The following is a 13,284-nucleotide window of genomic DNA, read 5'->3' on the forward strand; positions in this document are numbered from 1 at the left end:
GGCACATGGCAGCACGATGAGCACCACCGCCAGTCCTCGCGAACTCGACCACCTCGTGCTGCCGACCGCGGCGCTCGACACGGCGCGCATCCGGCTTGAGGCGCTCGGCTTCACCGTCGCACCCATAGGCGTGCATCCGTTTGGCACCGAGAACGCCTGCATCTATCTGGCCGACGGCACATTTCTCGAACCCTTGGTGGTAGGAGATCCGGCCAAGGCTGCCGAGGCGGTGGCGGCCAACAACGTGTTCGTCGCGCGCGACCAGGCATTTCGTGAGCGCAATGGTGCGGAAGGGCTTTCGGCGGTGGTATTCGCCACGCGCAACGCCGATGCCGACCATGACGCATTCGTGCGCGCCGGCGTGTCGGCAGGTCCCCGGCTCGATTTCTCGCGGCCCTTCGTCGACGCCTCCGGCAAGGAAGACACCGCCTCCTTCCGGCTGGCTTTTGCCGCCGAGACTGCGGTGCCGGACACCTTCTTTTTTACCTGCGAGCGCGCGAACGCGCCCAAGGTCGACCGCTCCGCGCTTCAGGCCCACACCAACGGCGCGCGGCGTATCACGGCCGTTGTGGGCTGCGCCGAAGACCCCGCCGGCCACAGGCAATTCTTCGAGGCCGTCACTGGTGCTCCGGTTACGTCGCCCGCAGCCGGCCGGATCGAAGTCTGCCTGCCCAATGCCGCGATCGCGATCGCGGACGCGGCCGGCTTCAGCATCGAGTTCGGGCTGGATGCGCCGTCCGGCTCGCCGCTGCGGCTTGCGGCAATCGTGTTTGGCGTCGCCAGCCTCAGCCAGGCCAAGGCCCATTTCGATGCCGGCGGCGTCGGCTACCAACAGCGCGGCAGCCGGCTGGTAGTGCCGCCAGCGGCCGGGCAGGGCGCTATTTTCGCTTTCGAGGAGCTTTCATGAACGCGCCGAATTCGTCAGTCACCGTGGGCAAGGCAATCTTCGGCAACAGCGCGCCGCTGGCGCTGATCGCCGGGCCTTGCCAGCTCGAGTCCCGCCAGCATGCCTTCGACATGGTCGGCGCGCTGAAGGAGATCACCGAGCGGCTGGGCATCGGGCTCGTCTACAAGTCCAGCTTCGACAAGGCCAACCGCACGTCGCTGTCGGGCAAGCGCGGTGCCGGGCTCGATGCGGCATTGCCAGTCTTCGAGGACATCCGCAAGGAGTTCGGCCTGCCGGTGCTGACCGACGTGCACACCGAGGAGCAGTGCGCCCTCGTCGCGCCGTCGGTGGACATCCTGCAGATCCCCGCCTTCCTCAGCCGCCAGACCGACCTTCTCGTCGCCGCCGCCAAAACCGGCAAGGTGGTCAATGTGAAGAAGGGCCAGTTCCTCGCGCCCTGGGACATGAAGAACGTGGTGGCCAAGGTCGTCGGCTCGGGCAATGCCAATGTGATGGTCACCGAGCGCGGCGCTTCCTTCGGCTACAACACGCTGGTCTCGGACATGCGCTCTTTGCCGATCATGGCCGAGATGGGCGCGCCGGTGATCTTCGACGCCACCCACTCGGTGCAGCAGCCGGGCGGGCAGGGCGGCTCTTCGGGCGGCGAGCGGCGCTTCGTCGAGACTCTGGCGCGGGCGGCCGTGGCCGTGGGCGTCGCCGGCGTTTTCATCGAAACGCACCAGGACCCCGACAACGCCCCCTCCGACGGCCCCAACATGGTGCCCCTGAAAGACATGCCGGCATTGCTCGAAAGGCTGATGGCGTTCGACCGGGTGGCCAAGGGCAAATGAGCGGTGCATTCCGGCTTTGCCGGGGCGTACTAGATTGCCTTTTTCCCGGCTTTCGCTAAGAGGCACGAATATTTCCGCCACATCCGAGGGACCCTTCAATGACCGCCATCATCGACATCATCGGCCGCGAAATTCTCGACAGCCGCGGCAACCCCACCGTGGAAGTGGACGTGGTGCTGGAAGACGGCTCGATGGGCCGCGCAGCCGTGCCTTCGGGCGCCTCGACCGGCGCGCATGAGGCTGTGGAATTGCGCGACGGCGGGCCGCGCTATCTCGGCAAGGGCGTGGAGCGTGCGGTTGAGGCCGTCAACGGCGAGATTTTCGAGGCCCTCGGCGGCATGGAAGCCGAGCACCAGGCCGAGATCGACCAGACCATGATCGATCTCGACGGCACCGCCAACAAGAGCCGCCTGGGCGCCAACGCCATCCTCGGTGTTTCGCTCGCTGTCGCCAAGGCCGCGGCCGTGGCCTCCAACTTGCCGCTTTACCGTTATCTCGGCGGCCCCAACGCCCGCGTGCTGCCGGTGCCGATGATGAACATCATCAATGGCGGCGCCCATGCCGACAACCCGATCGATTTCCAGGAATTCATGATCATGCCGATCGGCGCGTCGTCGTTGCGCGATGCCGTGCGCTGGGGCTCGGAAATCTTCCACACGCTGAAGAAGCGCCTCAAGGACGCCGGTCACAACACCAATGTCGGCGATGAGGGCGGCTTCGCGCCGAACCTCAAGAGCGCCCAGGCGGCCCTCGACTTCATCATGGAGTCGATCGAGCAGGCCGGCTACAAGCCGGGCGACGACGTGGCAATCGCCCTCGACTGCGCGGCGACCGAGTTCTTCAAGGGCGGCAACTACGTCTACGATGGCGAGCGGAAGACCCGCGACCCCAAGACCCAGGCCAAGTATCTGGCCAAGCTTGCTGCGGACTACCCAATCATCTCGATCGAGGACGGCATGGCCGAGGACGATTGGGAAGGCTGGAAGATGCTGACCGACCTCGCCGGCGACAAGGTGCAGCTGGTCGGCGACGACCTCTTCGTTACCAACACCGCGCGCCTGCGCGACGGCATCCGCATGGGCGTGGCCAACTCCATCCTGGTCAAGGTCAACCAGATCGGCTCGCTCACGGAGACCCTGGATGCGGTGGAGACCGCTCACCGCGCGGGCTACACCTCCGTCATGTCGCACCGCTCTGGCGAGACCGAGGACTACACCATCGCCGACCTCGCGGTGGCGACCAATTGCGGGCAGATCAAGACCGGCTCGCTCGCCCGTTCGGATCGGCTCGCGAAATACAACCAGCTCATCCGCATCGAGCAGGAACTGGGCAAGCAGGCGCGCTACGCCGGCCGCTCGATTCTCAAGGGCTGAGCCGCGCTGCTTTTCCAGCGCAATCCTGATTCAAGGGCGGGGGCAACCCCGCCCTTTTTCATCGCCGGATCGGTTTCGGACGATGCCGCTCCGGCGCTCCAATCGTCGCCGTCGTAACCGGACATTAAGCATGATTGGTCCACAAGGAAGCGTCAGGGATTTGCGCCATGTGGACACGTCAGCACAAAGAAAGAAAAACCGGCCGGCTCATCGTGCCTGGCCTGGCAGTGCTCTTCCTTTCCTATTTCGGCTTTCACGCCTACCACGGCGAGCTGGGCATCTATTCCAAGTATCAGCTCAAGGCGCAGGCGGCCGGTCTGCAGTCGCAGCTGGATGCCATGCGTGCCAAGCGCATCGAGCTTGAGCGGCGGGTTCAGCTGTTGCATGATGGAACCCTGGAAAAGGACATGCTGGACGAGCAGGCCCGCAAGGCGTTGAATCTGTCCCATGCGGATGAGCTGACAATCATCCGCTCTTCGGATTGAGTAGATTAACCGAAAGTCGGTTAATCACTATTATTCCCAATGATTGCAGGCAGTTAGTTGCATGCCTGCCATGCATTTTCCGCATGGCGAAAGTGCGAATTGCGTGCTAGCGTCAATCCAGATCGGAGAGGCGACAAGCTCGGCTTCTCCAATGTCCGCAAAGAGACATTACCAGGGAGTGATGCATGGCTTCTGTCGCCAGGAAGGCGTCCGCTAAATCGAGGGCGGACGGCAAATCGAATTCCGCGCTCGTGGCGCCGAAACCCGCCGAGTTCACCCGGGATCAGGAACTCAAGGCCTATCGCGACATGCTGTTGATTCGGCGCTTCGAAGAGAAGGCCGGCCAACTTTACGGCATGGGCTTCATCGGTGGCTTCTGCCACCTCTATATCGGCCAGGAAGCTGTCGTCACCGGCATGCAGATGGCGCTGCGGGAAGGCGACCAGATGATCACCGCCTATCGCGACCATGGCCACATGCTTGCGATGGACATGTCGCCGCGTGGCGTGATGGCCGAGCTGACCGGTCGCCGTGGAGGCTACTCCAAGGGCAAGGGTGGCTCCATGCACATGTTCTCCAAGGAGAAGAATTTCTATGGCGGCCATGGCATCGTCGGCGCCCAGGTGTCGCTGGGCACGGGCCTGGCCTTCGCCAACCGCTATCGCGACGACGGCAGGGTTGCGCTGACCTACTTCGGTGACGGCGCGGCCAACCAGGGCCAGGTCTATGAAAGCTTCAACATGGCCTCGCTGTGGAAGCTTCCCGTGGTCTACATCATCGAGAACAACCGCTACGCCATGGGCACGTCGGTCACCCGTTCGTCGGCCGAGACCGATTTTTCGCACCGCGGCGCGTCGTTCAAGATTCCCGGCATTCAGGTCGACGGCATGGATGTGCGCGCGGTGAACTCCGCCGCCGATCTGGCAGTCGAATGGTGCCGCACGGGCAAGGGCCCGATCATCCTTGAAATGCTGACCTACCGCTATCGCGGCCACTCCATGTCGGACCCGGCAAAGTATCGGACCAAGGAGGAAGTGCAGAAGATGCGCTCCGAGCACGATCCGATCGAGCAGGTCAAGGCGCGCCTGTTTGACAAGAAGTGGGCGACGGAGGACGAGCTCAAGGCAATCGACAAGGAAGTCCGCGACATCGTCGCCGATTCCGCCGAGTTCGCGCAGACCGATCCCGAGCCGGATGCGTCCGAGCTCTACACCGACATCACGCTGTAAGGGGAGCGCAGAGACATGCCGATCGAAATTCTCATGCCCGCGCTCTCGCCCACCATGGAAGAGGGCAACCTCGCGAAGTGGCTCAAGACCGAAGGCGACAAAGTCGTCGCCGGTGACGTGATTGCGGAAATCGAAACCGACAAGGCCACCATGGAAGTGGAAGCCGTAGACGAAGGCACGCTCGGAAAAATCCTGGTTCCTGCCGGCACCGAGGGCGTCAAGGTCAATACGCCGATAGCTGTCCTGTTGGGCGATGGCGAAAGCGCTGCCGATATCGGCAAGGCGAAGGCTGCGCCCGCCGCGCCGGAAGCCGCGCCTCAACCGGTGTCCGAAGCCGTCCAGGAAACGAAGGCTGAGGAGAAGGTTCCGGCCGCGCCGAAGGTAGAAGTGGCCGCAGACCCCGATATTCCCGCCGGCACCGAAATGGTGACGATGACGGTTCGCGAAGCGCTGCGCGATGCGATGGCCGAGGAGATGCGCCGCGATCCCGACGTTTTCGTCATGGGTGAAGAGGTTGCCGAATACCAGGGCGCCTACAAGATCACGCAGGGGCTTCTGCAGGAGTTCGGCCCGCGTCGCGTCGTCGACACCCCGATCACCGAGCATGGCTTTGCCGGCGTTGGCGTGGGCGCGGCGATGGCCGGCCTGAAGCCGATCGTCGAATTCATGACCTTCAATTTCGCCATGCAGGCGATCGACCAGATCGTAAACTCGGCGGCCAAGACGCTCTACATGTCGGGCGGCCAGATGGGCGCGCCGATGGTCTTCCGTGGCCCGAATGGCGCAGCTGCCCGCGTCGCCGCGCAGCACTCGCAGTGCTATGCGGCCTGGTACAGCCACATCCCTGGCCTGAAGGTGGTGATGCCCTATACGGCTGCCGACGCGAAGGGCCTGCTCAAGGCTGCCATCCGCGATCCGAACCCGGTCATCTTCCTCGAGAACGAAATCCTCTACGGCCAGTCCTTCGACGTGCCGAAGCTCGACGATTTCGTGCTGCCGATCGGCAAGGCGCGCATCCATAAGGCTGGCAAGGACGCCACCATCGTCTCGTTCGGCATAGGCATGACCTATGCGGTCAAGGCGGAGGCCGAGCTGCGCGAAATGGGCATCGATGTCGAGATCATCGATCTGCGCACCATTCGCCCGCTCGACTTCGACACCATCATCGCTTCGGTGAAGAAGACCAATCGTCTGGTCGTGGTCGAGGAAGGCTTCCCGCAGAGCTCGGTCGGCGACTATATCGCCAACCAGGTCTCGCAGCGCGCCTTCGACCATCTCGATGCGCCGGTCATCACCATTGCCGGCAAGGACGTGCCGATGCCTTACGCCGCCAATCTCGAAAAGCTCGCATTGCCGAATGTCGGCGAGGTGGTCGAGGCGGTCAAGGCCGTCACCTATCGCGGCTGAGGGAGGGCGCGGAAAATGCCGATCAACATCACCATGCCCGCCCTTTCGCCGACCATGGAAGAGGGCAACCTCGCCAAGTGGCTGGTCAAGGAGGGCGACAAGGTTTCGCCCGGCGACGTGATCGCCGAGATCGAGACCGACAAGGCGACGATGGAAGTCGAAGCCGTCGATGAAGGCACCGTTGCCAAACTGGTCGTTCCGGCCGGCACGGAAGGCGTGAAGGTCAATGCCGTGATCGCCATTCTGGCGGGCGAGGGCGAAGATGCAGGTGCCGCTGCCAAGGCTGACAGTGGCGCCAAGCCGGCTGCTCAACAGCCCGAAGCGGCAAAGGCAGCCCCGGCAAAGGCCGAGGAAGCCAAGCCTCAGCCCGCGCCGGCCGCTCAGCCTGCTCAACTCGCCGCTGCGAACGGTGCGGCAGTGTCCTCCGGGGCACGCTTCTTTGCGTCTCCGCTGGCACGTCGCATCGCCAAGGATGCCGGCGTCGATCTTGCCGCGCTGACTGGCACCGGCCCGCATGGGCGCGTGGTGAAGGCCGATGTGGAAGCGGCGATCGCCGGTGGCGTCGCCAAGGCTGCCCCGGCAGCCGCACCGGTCGCGGGCGTTCCGGCTCCGGCCGCCAAGCCGATGTCGGACGAGGTGCTAAAGCTGTTCGAGGCGGGCTCCTACGAGCTCATCCCGCACGACAACATGCGGAAGGTGATTGCGCGGCGTCTGGTTGAGGCCAAGACCACCATCCCGCATTTCTACCTGACACTCGACTGCGAACTCGATGCGCTGCTGGCGCTTCGTGCGCAGCTCAACGCGGCAGCCCCGATGCGCAAGACGGAAAAGGGCGACGTGCCGGCCTACAAGCTGTCGGTCAACGACCTGATCATCAAGGCGATGGCGCTGGCGCTGCGCGACGTGCCGACCGCCAACGTGTCGTGGACAGATACGGCCATGATCCAGCACAAGCACTCGGATGTCGGCGTCGCCGTCTCGATCCCGGGCGGGCTGATCACGCCCATCGTGCGCCGGGCCGAGGGAAAGAGCCTGTCCACCATCTCCAACGAGATGAAGGACCTGGCCGCGCGAGCCCGCGACCGCAAGCTGAAGCCCGAGGAGTATCAGGGCGGCACCACGGCGGTTTCCAATCTCGGCATGTTCGGCGTCAAGGATTTCTCCGCCGTCATCAACCCGCCGCACGCGACCATCCTGGCCATTGGCGCAGGCGAGGAGCGGGCGGTGGTGAAGAGTGGCGAGATCAGGATCGCCAACGTGATGTCGGTGACGCTGTCGACGGATCATCGCGCGGTCGATGGCGCGCTGGGCGCCGAACTGCTCGGTGCCTTCAAGCGGCACATCGAGAACCCGATGGGCATGCTGGTCTAGGAGCGGGCCCGGTGAAAACCGTCCTCTGCTACGGCGACTCGCTGACCTGGGGTTACAATGCCGAAGGTCCTTCACGCCATGCGCTGGAGGACCGTTGGCCGAGCGTGCTCCAGGCGGCGCTGGGAGACGAGGTGCGGATCATAGCCGAAGGCTTGAACGGCCGCACCACCGCTTTCGACGACCACTCGGCCGGCGAGGATCGCAACGGCGCGCGCATGCTGCCGACGCTGCTCGGCACGCATTCGCCGCTGGACCTGATCATCATCATGCTCGGCTCCAACGACATGAAGCCCTGGGTCCATGGCAATCCGCTTGCCGCGAAGCACGGCTTGGGGCGGCTGGTGAAGATCGTGCGCGGCCACGCCTATCCGCTGGAGGCGGAAGCGCCGCAGATCCTGCTGGTTTCGCCGCCCCCGATCCGCGGCACCGAGAATGTGGAGTTTGCGCAAATGTTCGCCGGCGGCGACGTTGCGTCGGCCAAGCTGGCGGGCCTCTATTCCGCGCTGGCCGATGATGCCGGCTGCGGCTTTTTCGACGCAGGCTCCGTTGCCGAAACCACGCCGCTCGACGGCGTGCATCTGGATGCCGCCAACACACGCAAAATTGGCGAAGCGCTCGCGCCTCTGGTGCGGGTCATGCTTGCGCTTTGATCTTTGGAGATGACTGTGGCCGAAAACTATGACGTGATCATCATCGGTTCCGGACCTGGCGGCTATGTCACGGCAGTGCGCTCGGCCCAGCTCGGCTTCAAGACGGCGATCGTCGAGCGCGAGCATCTCGGCGGCATTTGCCTGAACTGGGGCTGCATTCCCACCAAGGCGCTGCTGCGTTCGGCAGAGATCATGCACTATGCCGAGCACGCCAAGAACTATGGCCTGAAGATCGACGGCACGGTCAGCGCCGACGTCAAGGCTGTGGTGGATCGCTCGCGCGGCGTTTCGGCGCGTCTGAATGGCGGCGTCGGCTTCCTGATGAAGAAGAACAAGGTCGACGTGATCTGGGGTGAGGCGAAGCTGTCGAAGCCGGGCGAGATCGTCGTCTCGAAGTCTTCGAAGAAGCCGATGGAACCGCAGCATCCGGTGCCCAAGAACGTCAAGGGTGAGGGCACCTACCCCGCCAAGCACATCATCCTTGCGACCGGCGCGCGCCCGCGTGCGCTGCCCGGCATCGAGCCGGACGGCAAGCTGATCTGGACCTATTTCGAGGCCATGGTCCCGCAGGAACTGCCGAAGTCGTTGCTGGTCATGGGCTCGGGCGCAATCGGCATTGAGTTCGCCAGCTTCTACCGCACCATGGGCGTCGACGTGACCGTGGTCGAAGTCATGCCGGCGGTGATGCCAGTCGAGGATGCGGAGGTCTCGGCCTTCGCCAAGAAGCAGTTCGAAAAGCAGGGCATGAAGATCCTTCTCGAGGCCAAGGTGACCAAGGTCGAGAAGGGCGCGAACTCCGTCACCGCCCATGTCGAACTCAAGGACGGCAAGGTCGAGAAGATCACCGCCGACCGAATGATCTCGGCCGTCGGCGTGCAGGGCAATATCGAGAACCTCGGGCTGGAGGCGCTCGGCGTGAAAACCGACCGCGGCTGCGTCGTCATCGACGGCTACGGCCGCACCAACGTGCCGGGCATCTATGCAATCGGCGACGTTGCCGGCCCGCCCATGCTCGCCCACAAGGCCGAGCATGAGGGCGTGATCTGCGTCGAGAAGATCGCCGGCCTGCCGAACGTCCACCCAATGGACAAGCTGAAGATTCCGGGCTGCACCTATTGCAACCCGCAAGTCGCCTCGGTCGGCCTGACCGAAGCCAAGGCCAAGGAAGCCGGCTACGACATCCGCGTCGGCCGCTTCCAGTTCGGCGCCAATGGCAAGGCCATCGCGCTCGGCGAGGATCAGGGCTTCGTCAAGACCATCTTCGACAAGAAGACCGGCCAGCTTCTCGGCGCGCACATGATCGGCGCGGAAGTGACCGAACTGATCCAGGGTTTTGTGGTGGCGATGAACCTCGAAACCACCGAGGAAGAGCTGATGCACACGATCTTCCCGCATCCGACCCTTTCGGAGATGATGAAGGAGAGTGTGCTCGACGCCTACGGCCGCGCGTTGAACGCATAGCCGCAGGCGCCCCGCCGGGCTGTTGTTTCGGTAGCTGGTGGCTTATATGGTCTTGGCAAACGGTCGCCAGGAGACTGTGATGGACCAAAGCGTTGGTATCATGAGCATGCCGGGAGTCGGCTTTTTCGGCATGCTCGTCATCGGCTTTCTCGCCGGCTATGTCGCCGAGAAGACCATGAACCGCGACCACGGATTTCTCACCAACATCCTGGTCGGCATCGCAGGTTCGTTTGTCGGCGGCACGCTGGCTGGCCTTCTCAAGGTCCATTATTACGGCTTCTTCGGCAATCTGCTGGTCGCCATAGCCGGGGCGATCATCATTCTCTGGATATTCGGCCGCGCGCAGCCGGCGCGGCCACGCTAGGAACAGACATGGTTACAGTGCTCGATTTCGTTTCGGCCCCACAGCGCGTGCGGCACCCGGAAAAGGCCCACCGGCCCGACCAGGAGGTGCTGCGCAAGCCGGATTGGATCCGCGTCAAGGCGCCGGTGTCCAAGGGCTACATGGAAACGCGAGAGATCGTGAAGTCGCACAAGCTGGTGACGGTGTGCGAGGAGGCGGGCTGCCCGAATATCGGCGAGTGCTGGGAAAAGAAGCACGCCACCTTCATGATTATGGGCGAGATCTGCACCCGCGCCTGCGCCTTCTGCAACGTGGCGACGGGCAAGCCGCTGCCGCTCGACCCGAACGAGCCTGAGAGCGTGGCCAAGGCTGTAGCCCAGATGGGGCTTTCGCACGTTGTCATCACCTCGGTCGACCGCGACGATCTGGCGGACGGCGGCGCACAGCATTTCGCCGATGTGATTTATGCCATCCGTGCCCTGAACCCCGCGACCACCATCGAAATCCTGACGCCGGACTTTCTGCGCAAGGACGGCGCGCTGGAGATCGTGGTGGCGGCCAAGCCCGACGTGTTTAACCACAATCTCGAGACCGTGCCGTCGAACTACCTGACCGTGCGGCCCGGCGCGCGCTACTTCCACTCCATCCGCCTGTTGCAGCGGGTGAAGGAACTCGACCCGTCGATCTTCACCAAGTCCGGCATCATGGTCGGGCTCGGCGAGGAGCGCAACGAAGTGCTGCAGCTGATGGACGACCTGCGCAGCGCCGATGTCGACTTCATGACCATCGGCCAGTACCTGCAGCCGACCAAGAAGCACCATGCGGTGAAGAAGTTCGTCACGCCTGAGGAATTCAAGTCCTACGAGACGATCGGCATGACCAAGGGCTTCCTTCTGGTCGCTTCGAGCCCGCTGACGCGTTCGTCGCACCATGCCGGCGACGACTTCGCAAAGCTGCGCGCCGCCCGCGAAGAGCATCTCAGGAAGACTGCCAAAGCTTCCGACTGATGCCAAAATTCGAGACCATACGCCGAGTGTCCCACGCGCCGGACCAGATGTTTGCGCTGGTTGCGGACGTGGAGAAATATCCGCAGTTCCTGCCTTTGTGCGAGGGGCTGACCGTGCGTTCGCGCAAGGAGCGCGACGGCCGCACCGTCCTCGTCGCCAGCATGACCGTGGGCTACAAGGCGATAAGGGAGACCTTCACCACCCAGGTCCACCTGAAGCCGGACGAGAATACGATCGACGTGAAGTACCTCGATGGTCCGTTCAAATATCTGACCAATATCTGGCGCTTCGATGACGCTGACGTCGGCGCGACCGACATCCATTTCTTCATCGATTACGAGTTCAAGAGCCGCGTTCTCGGTGCGCTGATGGGGGCGATGTTCGACCGCGCCTTCCGCATGTTTGTGGAGGCGTTCGAAAAGCGCGCGACCGAAATCTACGGCCCGGCCAAGGTGGCCTGATCAGCCGAGGGCCTTCAGGCCCATGGAAAGAGCGGTCCGCACCGTCTGGTGGCGGATGAAATCGCGCCCTTCATTCGGAAAGACGCGGCTCTCCGCGATGGTCGGCTGGCCCCGCAGCGCCAGCCCAAACCAGACAAGCCCGACCGGCTTTTCTGCCGAACCGCCATCTGGACCGGCAATGCCGGTGACGGCGAGCGCGATGTCCGCGCGGGAGTTGGCTAAGGCGCCAGCGGCCATTTCCAGCGCGGTTTCGCGCGATACCGCGCCGTGCGCCTGCAGCGTGGCGGCGGAAACGCCCAGCATGTCCATCTTGGCTTCATTGGAATAGGTGACGAAGCCGCGGTCAACCACGGCCGAAGAACCCGGAATGTCGGTCAGGGCGGCTACGATCATGCCGCCCGTGCAGGACTCGGCCGTCGCCGCCATGATGCCGTGGCGCGCACAGGCCTTCAGGAAACTGTCGGCGAGTTCGCGCAACTCGTTCATTCGGGCAGTTCTCCGGGGTAGACCACGCTTGCCGTGGCGATTGCCGCGATGCCTTCCTCGCGGCCGACGAAGCCAAGCCGCTCATTCGTCGTCGCCTTGACCGAAACGCGGCCTTGGTCGATACCGAGCATGTCGGAAAGCGCCGCCGTCATGGCCTCGCGATGCGGTCCGACGCGCGGGGCCTCGCAGATCAGCGTGATGTCGGCATTGGCGATGCGACCGCCCTTCGAACGCACCAGCTTGACGGCGTGTTCTACGAAGATGCGCGAGGCAGCACCTTTCCACTGCGGGTCCGAAGGCGGGAAATGGGTGCCGATGTCGCCTGCGCCGATTGTCGCCAGCAGGGCATCCGTCAGCGCGTGCAGGCACACATCCGCATCGGAATGGCCGGAGAGCTTCTTGCTGTGGGGAATGTCGACACCGCACAGCGTCACATGATCGCCCGGCTCGAAGCAATGCACGTCATAGCCATTGCCGGTGCGCACGTCCGGAAAGCTGCTGTTCGAGGCGGAAAGACGTTGGTCGGCCATGGCGATATCCCTTGCCCAGGTCAGTTTCACATTGTCGGGCAGGCCGGGCACGATACGCACCGGCATGCCGATCCATTCGGCAATCGCCGCATCGTCGGTGAAGTCGTTGCGGCTTTGTGCATGGGCCTGCTGGTGTGCTGCGAGGATCGCCTGGTATGGAAAGCCCTGTGGCGTCTGCGCGGCATGCAGCCCGGCCCTCGCAACGGTTTCAGCGATCGTGCCGTCCGCCGCCTCGCGCTTCAGAGTATCCGAAACGGGCAGGGCAGGCAGCGCGCCGTGACCTCCGTCGATGGCAGAAATGACGCGGTCGATGAGCGAGGCGTCGACGAAAGGACGCACGCCATCATGGATCAACACCTTAGCGGGGCGATGCTCGCCCAGAGCCAGAAGGCCCAGGCGTGTCGAATCCTGCCTTGTTGCTCCGCCATGCACCACTATGACCCGATCGGCGAGTTCGCCCAAGGCTGCGCGCAGCAGTTCGCCGTCGTCGGGGTGAATCACGACAGCGACGGCGCCGATGCCGGGGTGATCAAGAAAAGTTGCAACCGTGCGGGCAAGAACCGCCCGGCCGCCGATATTGCGATATTGTTTGGGACCATCCGCCTGGCCAGCACGTTCGCCACGGCCGGCGGCAACAATCACCACGGCGGTGGAGGCTGGCATGTTTGACGATTCCGGTTCGCGTTTTTCCATGGCTGAGGCTTAGTCGCAGCCCGCGTGGAAGGCCAGACTTTTCCCGCCGGC

At 63.8% G+C, this 13,284-nt stretch carries 14 protein-coding genes; 12 read left to right on the plus strand and 2 right to left on the minus strand.

Annotated elements, in window-relative coordinates:
• Nucleotides 1-16 precede the first annotated feature (16 nt).
• The 12 genes from ABLE86_RS14065 to ABLE86_RS14120 all read left to right on the plus strand — a co-directional run bounded on the left by ABLE86_RS14065 (nt 17) and on the right by ABLE86_RS14120 (nt 11,524).
• The gene (locus ABLE86_RS14065) at nt 17-907 is read left to right on the plus strand and encodes a VOC family protein (RefSeq protein ID WP_348779573.1); all 891 of its coding nucleotides are present in this window, start codon (nt 17-19) and stop codon (nt 905-907) included.
• Nucleotides 904-1,737: a 3-deoxy-8-phosphooctulonate synthase gene (gene kdsA, locus ABLE86_RS14070; RefSeq protein WP_348779574.1), complete on the plus strand. Its 834-nt coding sequence runs from the start codon at nt 904-906 to the stop codon at nt 1,735-1,737. The genes ABLE86_RS14065 and kdsA overlap by 4 nt, the downstream gene beginning before the upstream one ends.
• A 98-nt stretch (nt 1,738-1,835) precedes the next feature.
• Nucleotides 1,836-3,110 (plus strand): phosphopyruvate hydratase, encoded by a 1,275-nt coding sequence (eno, locus tag ABLE86_RS14075; RefSeq protein WP_348779575.1) that lies wholly within the window; start codon nt 1,836-1,838, stop codon nt 3,108-3,110.
• 167 nt (nt 3,111-3,277) lie between these two features.
• On the plus strand, nt 3,278-3,595 hold the full coding sequence (locus tag ABLE86_RS14080; protein ID WP_348779576.1) for a septum formation initiator family protein: 318 nt from the start codon (nt 3,278-3,280) through the stop codon (nt 3,593-3,595).
• Between the two features lie 185 nt (nt 3,596-3,780).
• Nucleotides 3,781-4,824, plus strand: coding sequence for a pyruvate dehydrogenase (acetyl-transferring) E1 component subunit alpha (gene pdhA, locus ABLE86_RS14085; RefSeq protein WP_348779577.1), 1,044 nt, complete (start codon nt 3,781-3,783; stop codon nt 4,822-4,824).
• A 15-nt stretch (nt 4,825-4,839) separates the two neighbouring features.
• The gene (locus ABLE86_RS14090; protein WP_348779578.1) at nt 4,840-6,231 is read left to right on the plus strand and encodes a pyruvate dehydrogenase complex E1 component subunit beta; all 1,392 of its coding nucleotides are present in this window, start codon (nt 4,840-4,842) and stop codon (nt 6,229-6,231) included.
• A gap of 15 nt (nt 6,232-6,246) precedes the next feature.
• Nucleotides 6,247-7,602, plus strand: coding sequence for a pyruvate dehydrogenase complex dihydrolipoamide acetyltransferase (locus ABLE86_RS14095; protein WP_348779579.1), 1,356 nt, complete (start codon nt 6,247-6,249; stop codon nt 7,600-7,602).
• Between the two features lie 11 nt (nt 7,603-7,613).
• Nucleotides 7,614-8,252 carry an SGNH/GDSL hydrolase family protein gene (locus tag ABLE86_RS14100; protein ID WP_348779580.1) on the plus strand — a complete coding sequence of 213 codons (639 nt, stop codon included), beginning with the start codon at nt 7,614-7,616 and terminating at the stop codon, nt 8,250-8,252.
• Nucleotides 8,253-8,267: 15 nt separating this feature from the next.
• On the plus strand, nt 8,268-9,713 hold the full coding sequence (gene lpdA / locus ABLE86_RS14105) for a dihydrolipoyl dehydrogenase (protein WP_348779581.1): 1,446 nt from the start codon (nt 8,268-8,270) through the stop codon (nt 9,711-9,713).
• A 79-nt stretch (nt 9,714-9,792) separates the two neighbouring features.
• Nucleotides 9,793-10,077, plus strand: coding sequence for a GlsB/YeaQ/YmgE family stress response membrane protein (locus tag ABLE86_RS14110; RefSeq protein ID WP_348779582.1), 285 nt, complete (start codon nt 9,793-9,795; stop codon nt 10,075-10,077).
• An 8-nt stretch (nt 10,078-10,085) separates the two neighbouring features.
• Complete coding sequence (lipA, locus tag ABLE86_RS14115; RefSeq protein ID WP_348779583.1) at nt 10,086-11,063, plus strand: lipoyl synthase; 978 nt, start codon at nt 10,086-10,088, stop codon at nt 11,061-11,063.
• Nucleotides 11,063-11,524: a type II toxin-antitoxin system RatA family toxin gene (locus ABLE86_RS14120; RefSeq protein ID WP_348779584.1), complete on the plus strand. Its 462-nt coding sequence runs from the start codon at nt 11,063-11,065 to the stop codon at nt 11,522-11,524. The genes lipA and ABLE86_RS14120 overlap by 1 nt, the downstream gene beginning before the upstream one ends.
• Here ABLE86_RS14120 and ABLE86_RS14125 read toward each other — a convergent pair whose 3' ends face one another.
• Nucleotides 11,525-12,010, minus strand: coding sequence for a CinA family protein (locus ABLE86_RS14125; RefSeq protein ID WP_348779585.1), 486 nt, complete (start codon nt 12,008-12,010; stop codon nt 11,525-11,527).
• Nucleotides 12,007-13,203, minus strand: coding sequence for a bifunctional 2-C-methyl-D-erythritol 4-phosphate cytidylyltransferase/2-C-methyl-D-erythritol 2,4-cyclodiphosphate synthase (locus ABLE86_RS14130; protein WP_348779586.1), 1,197 nt, complete (start codon nt 13,201-13,203; stop codon nt 12,007-12,009). Before ABLE86_RS14130 ends, ABLE86_RS14125 begins: the two co-directional genes overlap by 4 nt.
• Between the last annotated feature and the right edge of the window lie 81 nt (nt 13,204-13,284).

It is taken from the genome of Mesorhizobium sp. KR2-14 (genome assembly GCF_040049255.1).
Classification (GTDB): Bacteria; Pseudomonadota; Alphaproteobacteria; order Rhizobiales; family Rhizobiaceae; genus Pseudaminobacter.

What these genes read in the sequence shown, in the direction of transcription:
- ABLE86_RS14095 (WP_348779579.1), top strand. Translation starts at nt 6,247, where the DNA reads ATGCCGATCAACATCACCATGCCCGCCCTTTCGCCGACCATGGAAGAG.
- ABLE86_RS14080 (WP_348779576.1), top strand. Translation starts at nt 3,278, where the DNA reads ATGTGGACACGTCAGCACAAAGAAAGAAAAACCGGCCGGCTCATCGTG.
- lipA (WP_348779583.1), top strand. Translation starts at nt 10,086, where the DNA reads ATGGTTACAGTGCTCGATTTCGTTTCGGCCCCACAGCGCGTGCGGCAC.
- ABLE86_RS14110 (WP_348779582.1), top strand. Translation starts at nt 9,793, where the DNA reads ATGGACCAAAGCGTTGGTATCATGAGCATGCCGGGAGTCGGCTTTTTC.
- ABLE86_RS14090 (WP_348779578.1), top strand. Translation starts at nt 4,840, where the DNA reads ATGCCGATCGAAATTCTCATGCCCGCGCTCTCGCCCACCATGGAAGAG.
- eno (WP_348779575.1), top strand. Translation starts at nt 1,836, where the DNA reads ATGACCGCCATCATCGACATCATCGGCCGCGAAATTCTCGACAGCCGC.
- ABLE86_RS14130 (WP_348779586.1), bottom strand. Translation starts at nt 13,203, where the DNA reads ATGCCAGCCTCCACCGCCGTGGTGATTGTTGCCGCCGGCCGTGGCGAA.
- ABLE86_RS14065 (WP_348779573.1), top strand. Translation starts at nt 17, where the DNA reads ATGAGCACCACCGCCAGTCCTCGCGAACTCGACCACCTCGTGCTGCCG.
- ABLE86_RS14125 (WP_348779585.1), bottom strand. Translation starts at nt 12,010, where the DNA reads ATGAACGAGTTGCGCGAACTCGCCGACAGTTTCCTGAAGGCCTGTGCG.
- pdhA (WP_348779577.1), top strand. Translation starts at nt 3,781, where the DNA reads ATGGCTTCTGTCGCCAGGAAGGCGTCCGCTAAATCGAGGGCGGACGGC.
- ABLE86_RS14120 (WP_348779584.1), top strand. Translation starts at nt 11,063, where the DNA reads ATGCCAAAATTCGAGACCATACGCCGAGTGTCCCACGCGCCGGACCAG.
- kdsA (WP_348779574.1), top strand. Translation starts at nt 904, where the DNA reads ATGAACGCGCCGAATTCGTCAGTCACCGTGGGCAAGGCAATCTTCGGC.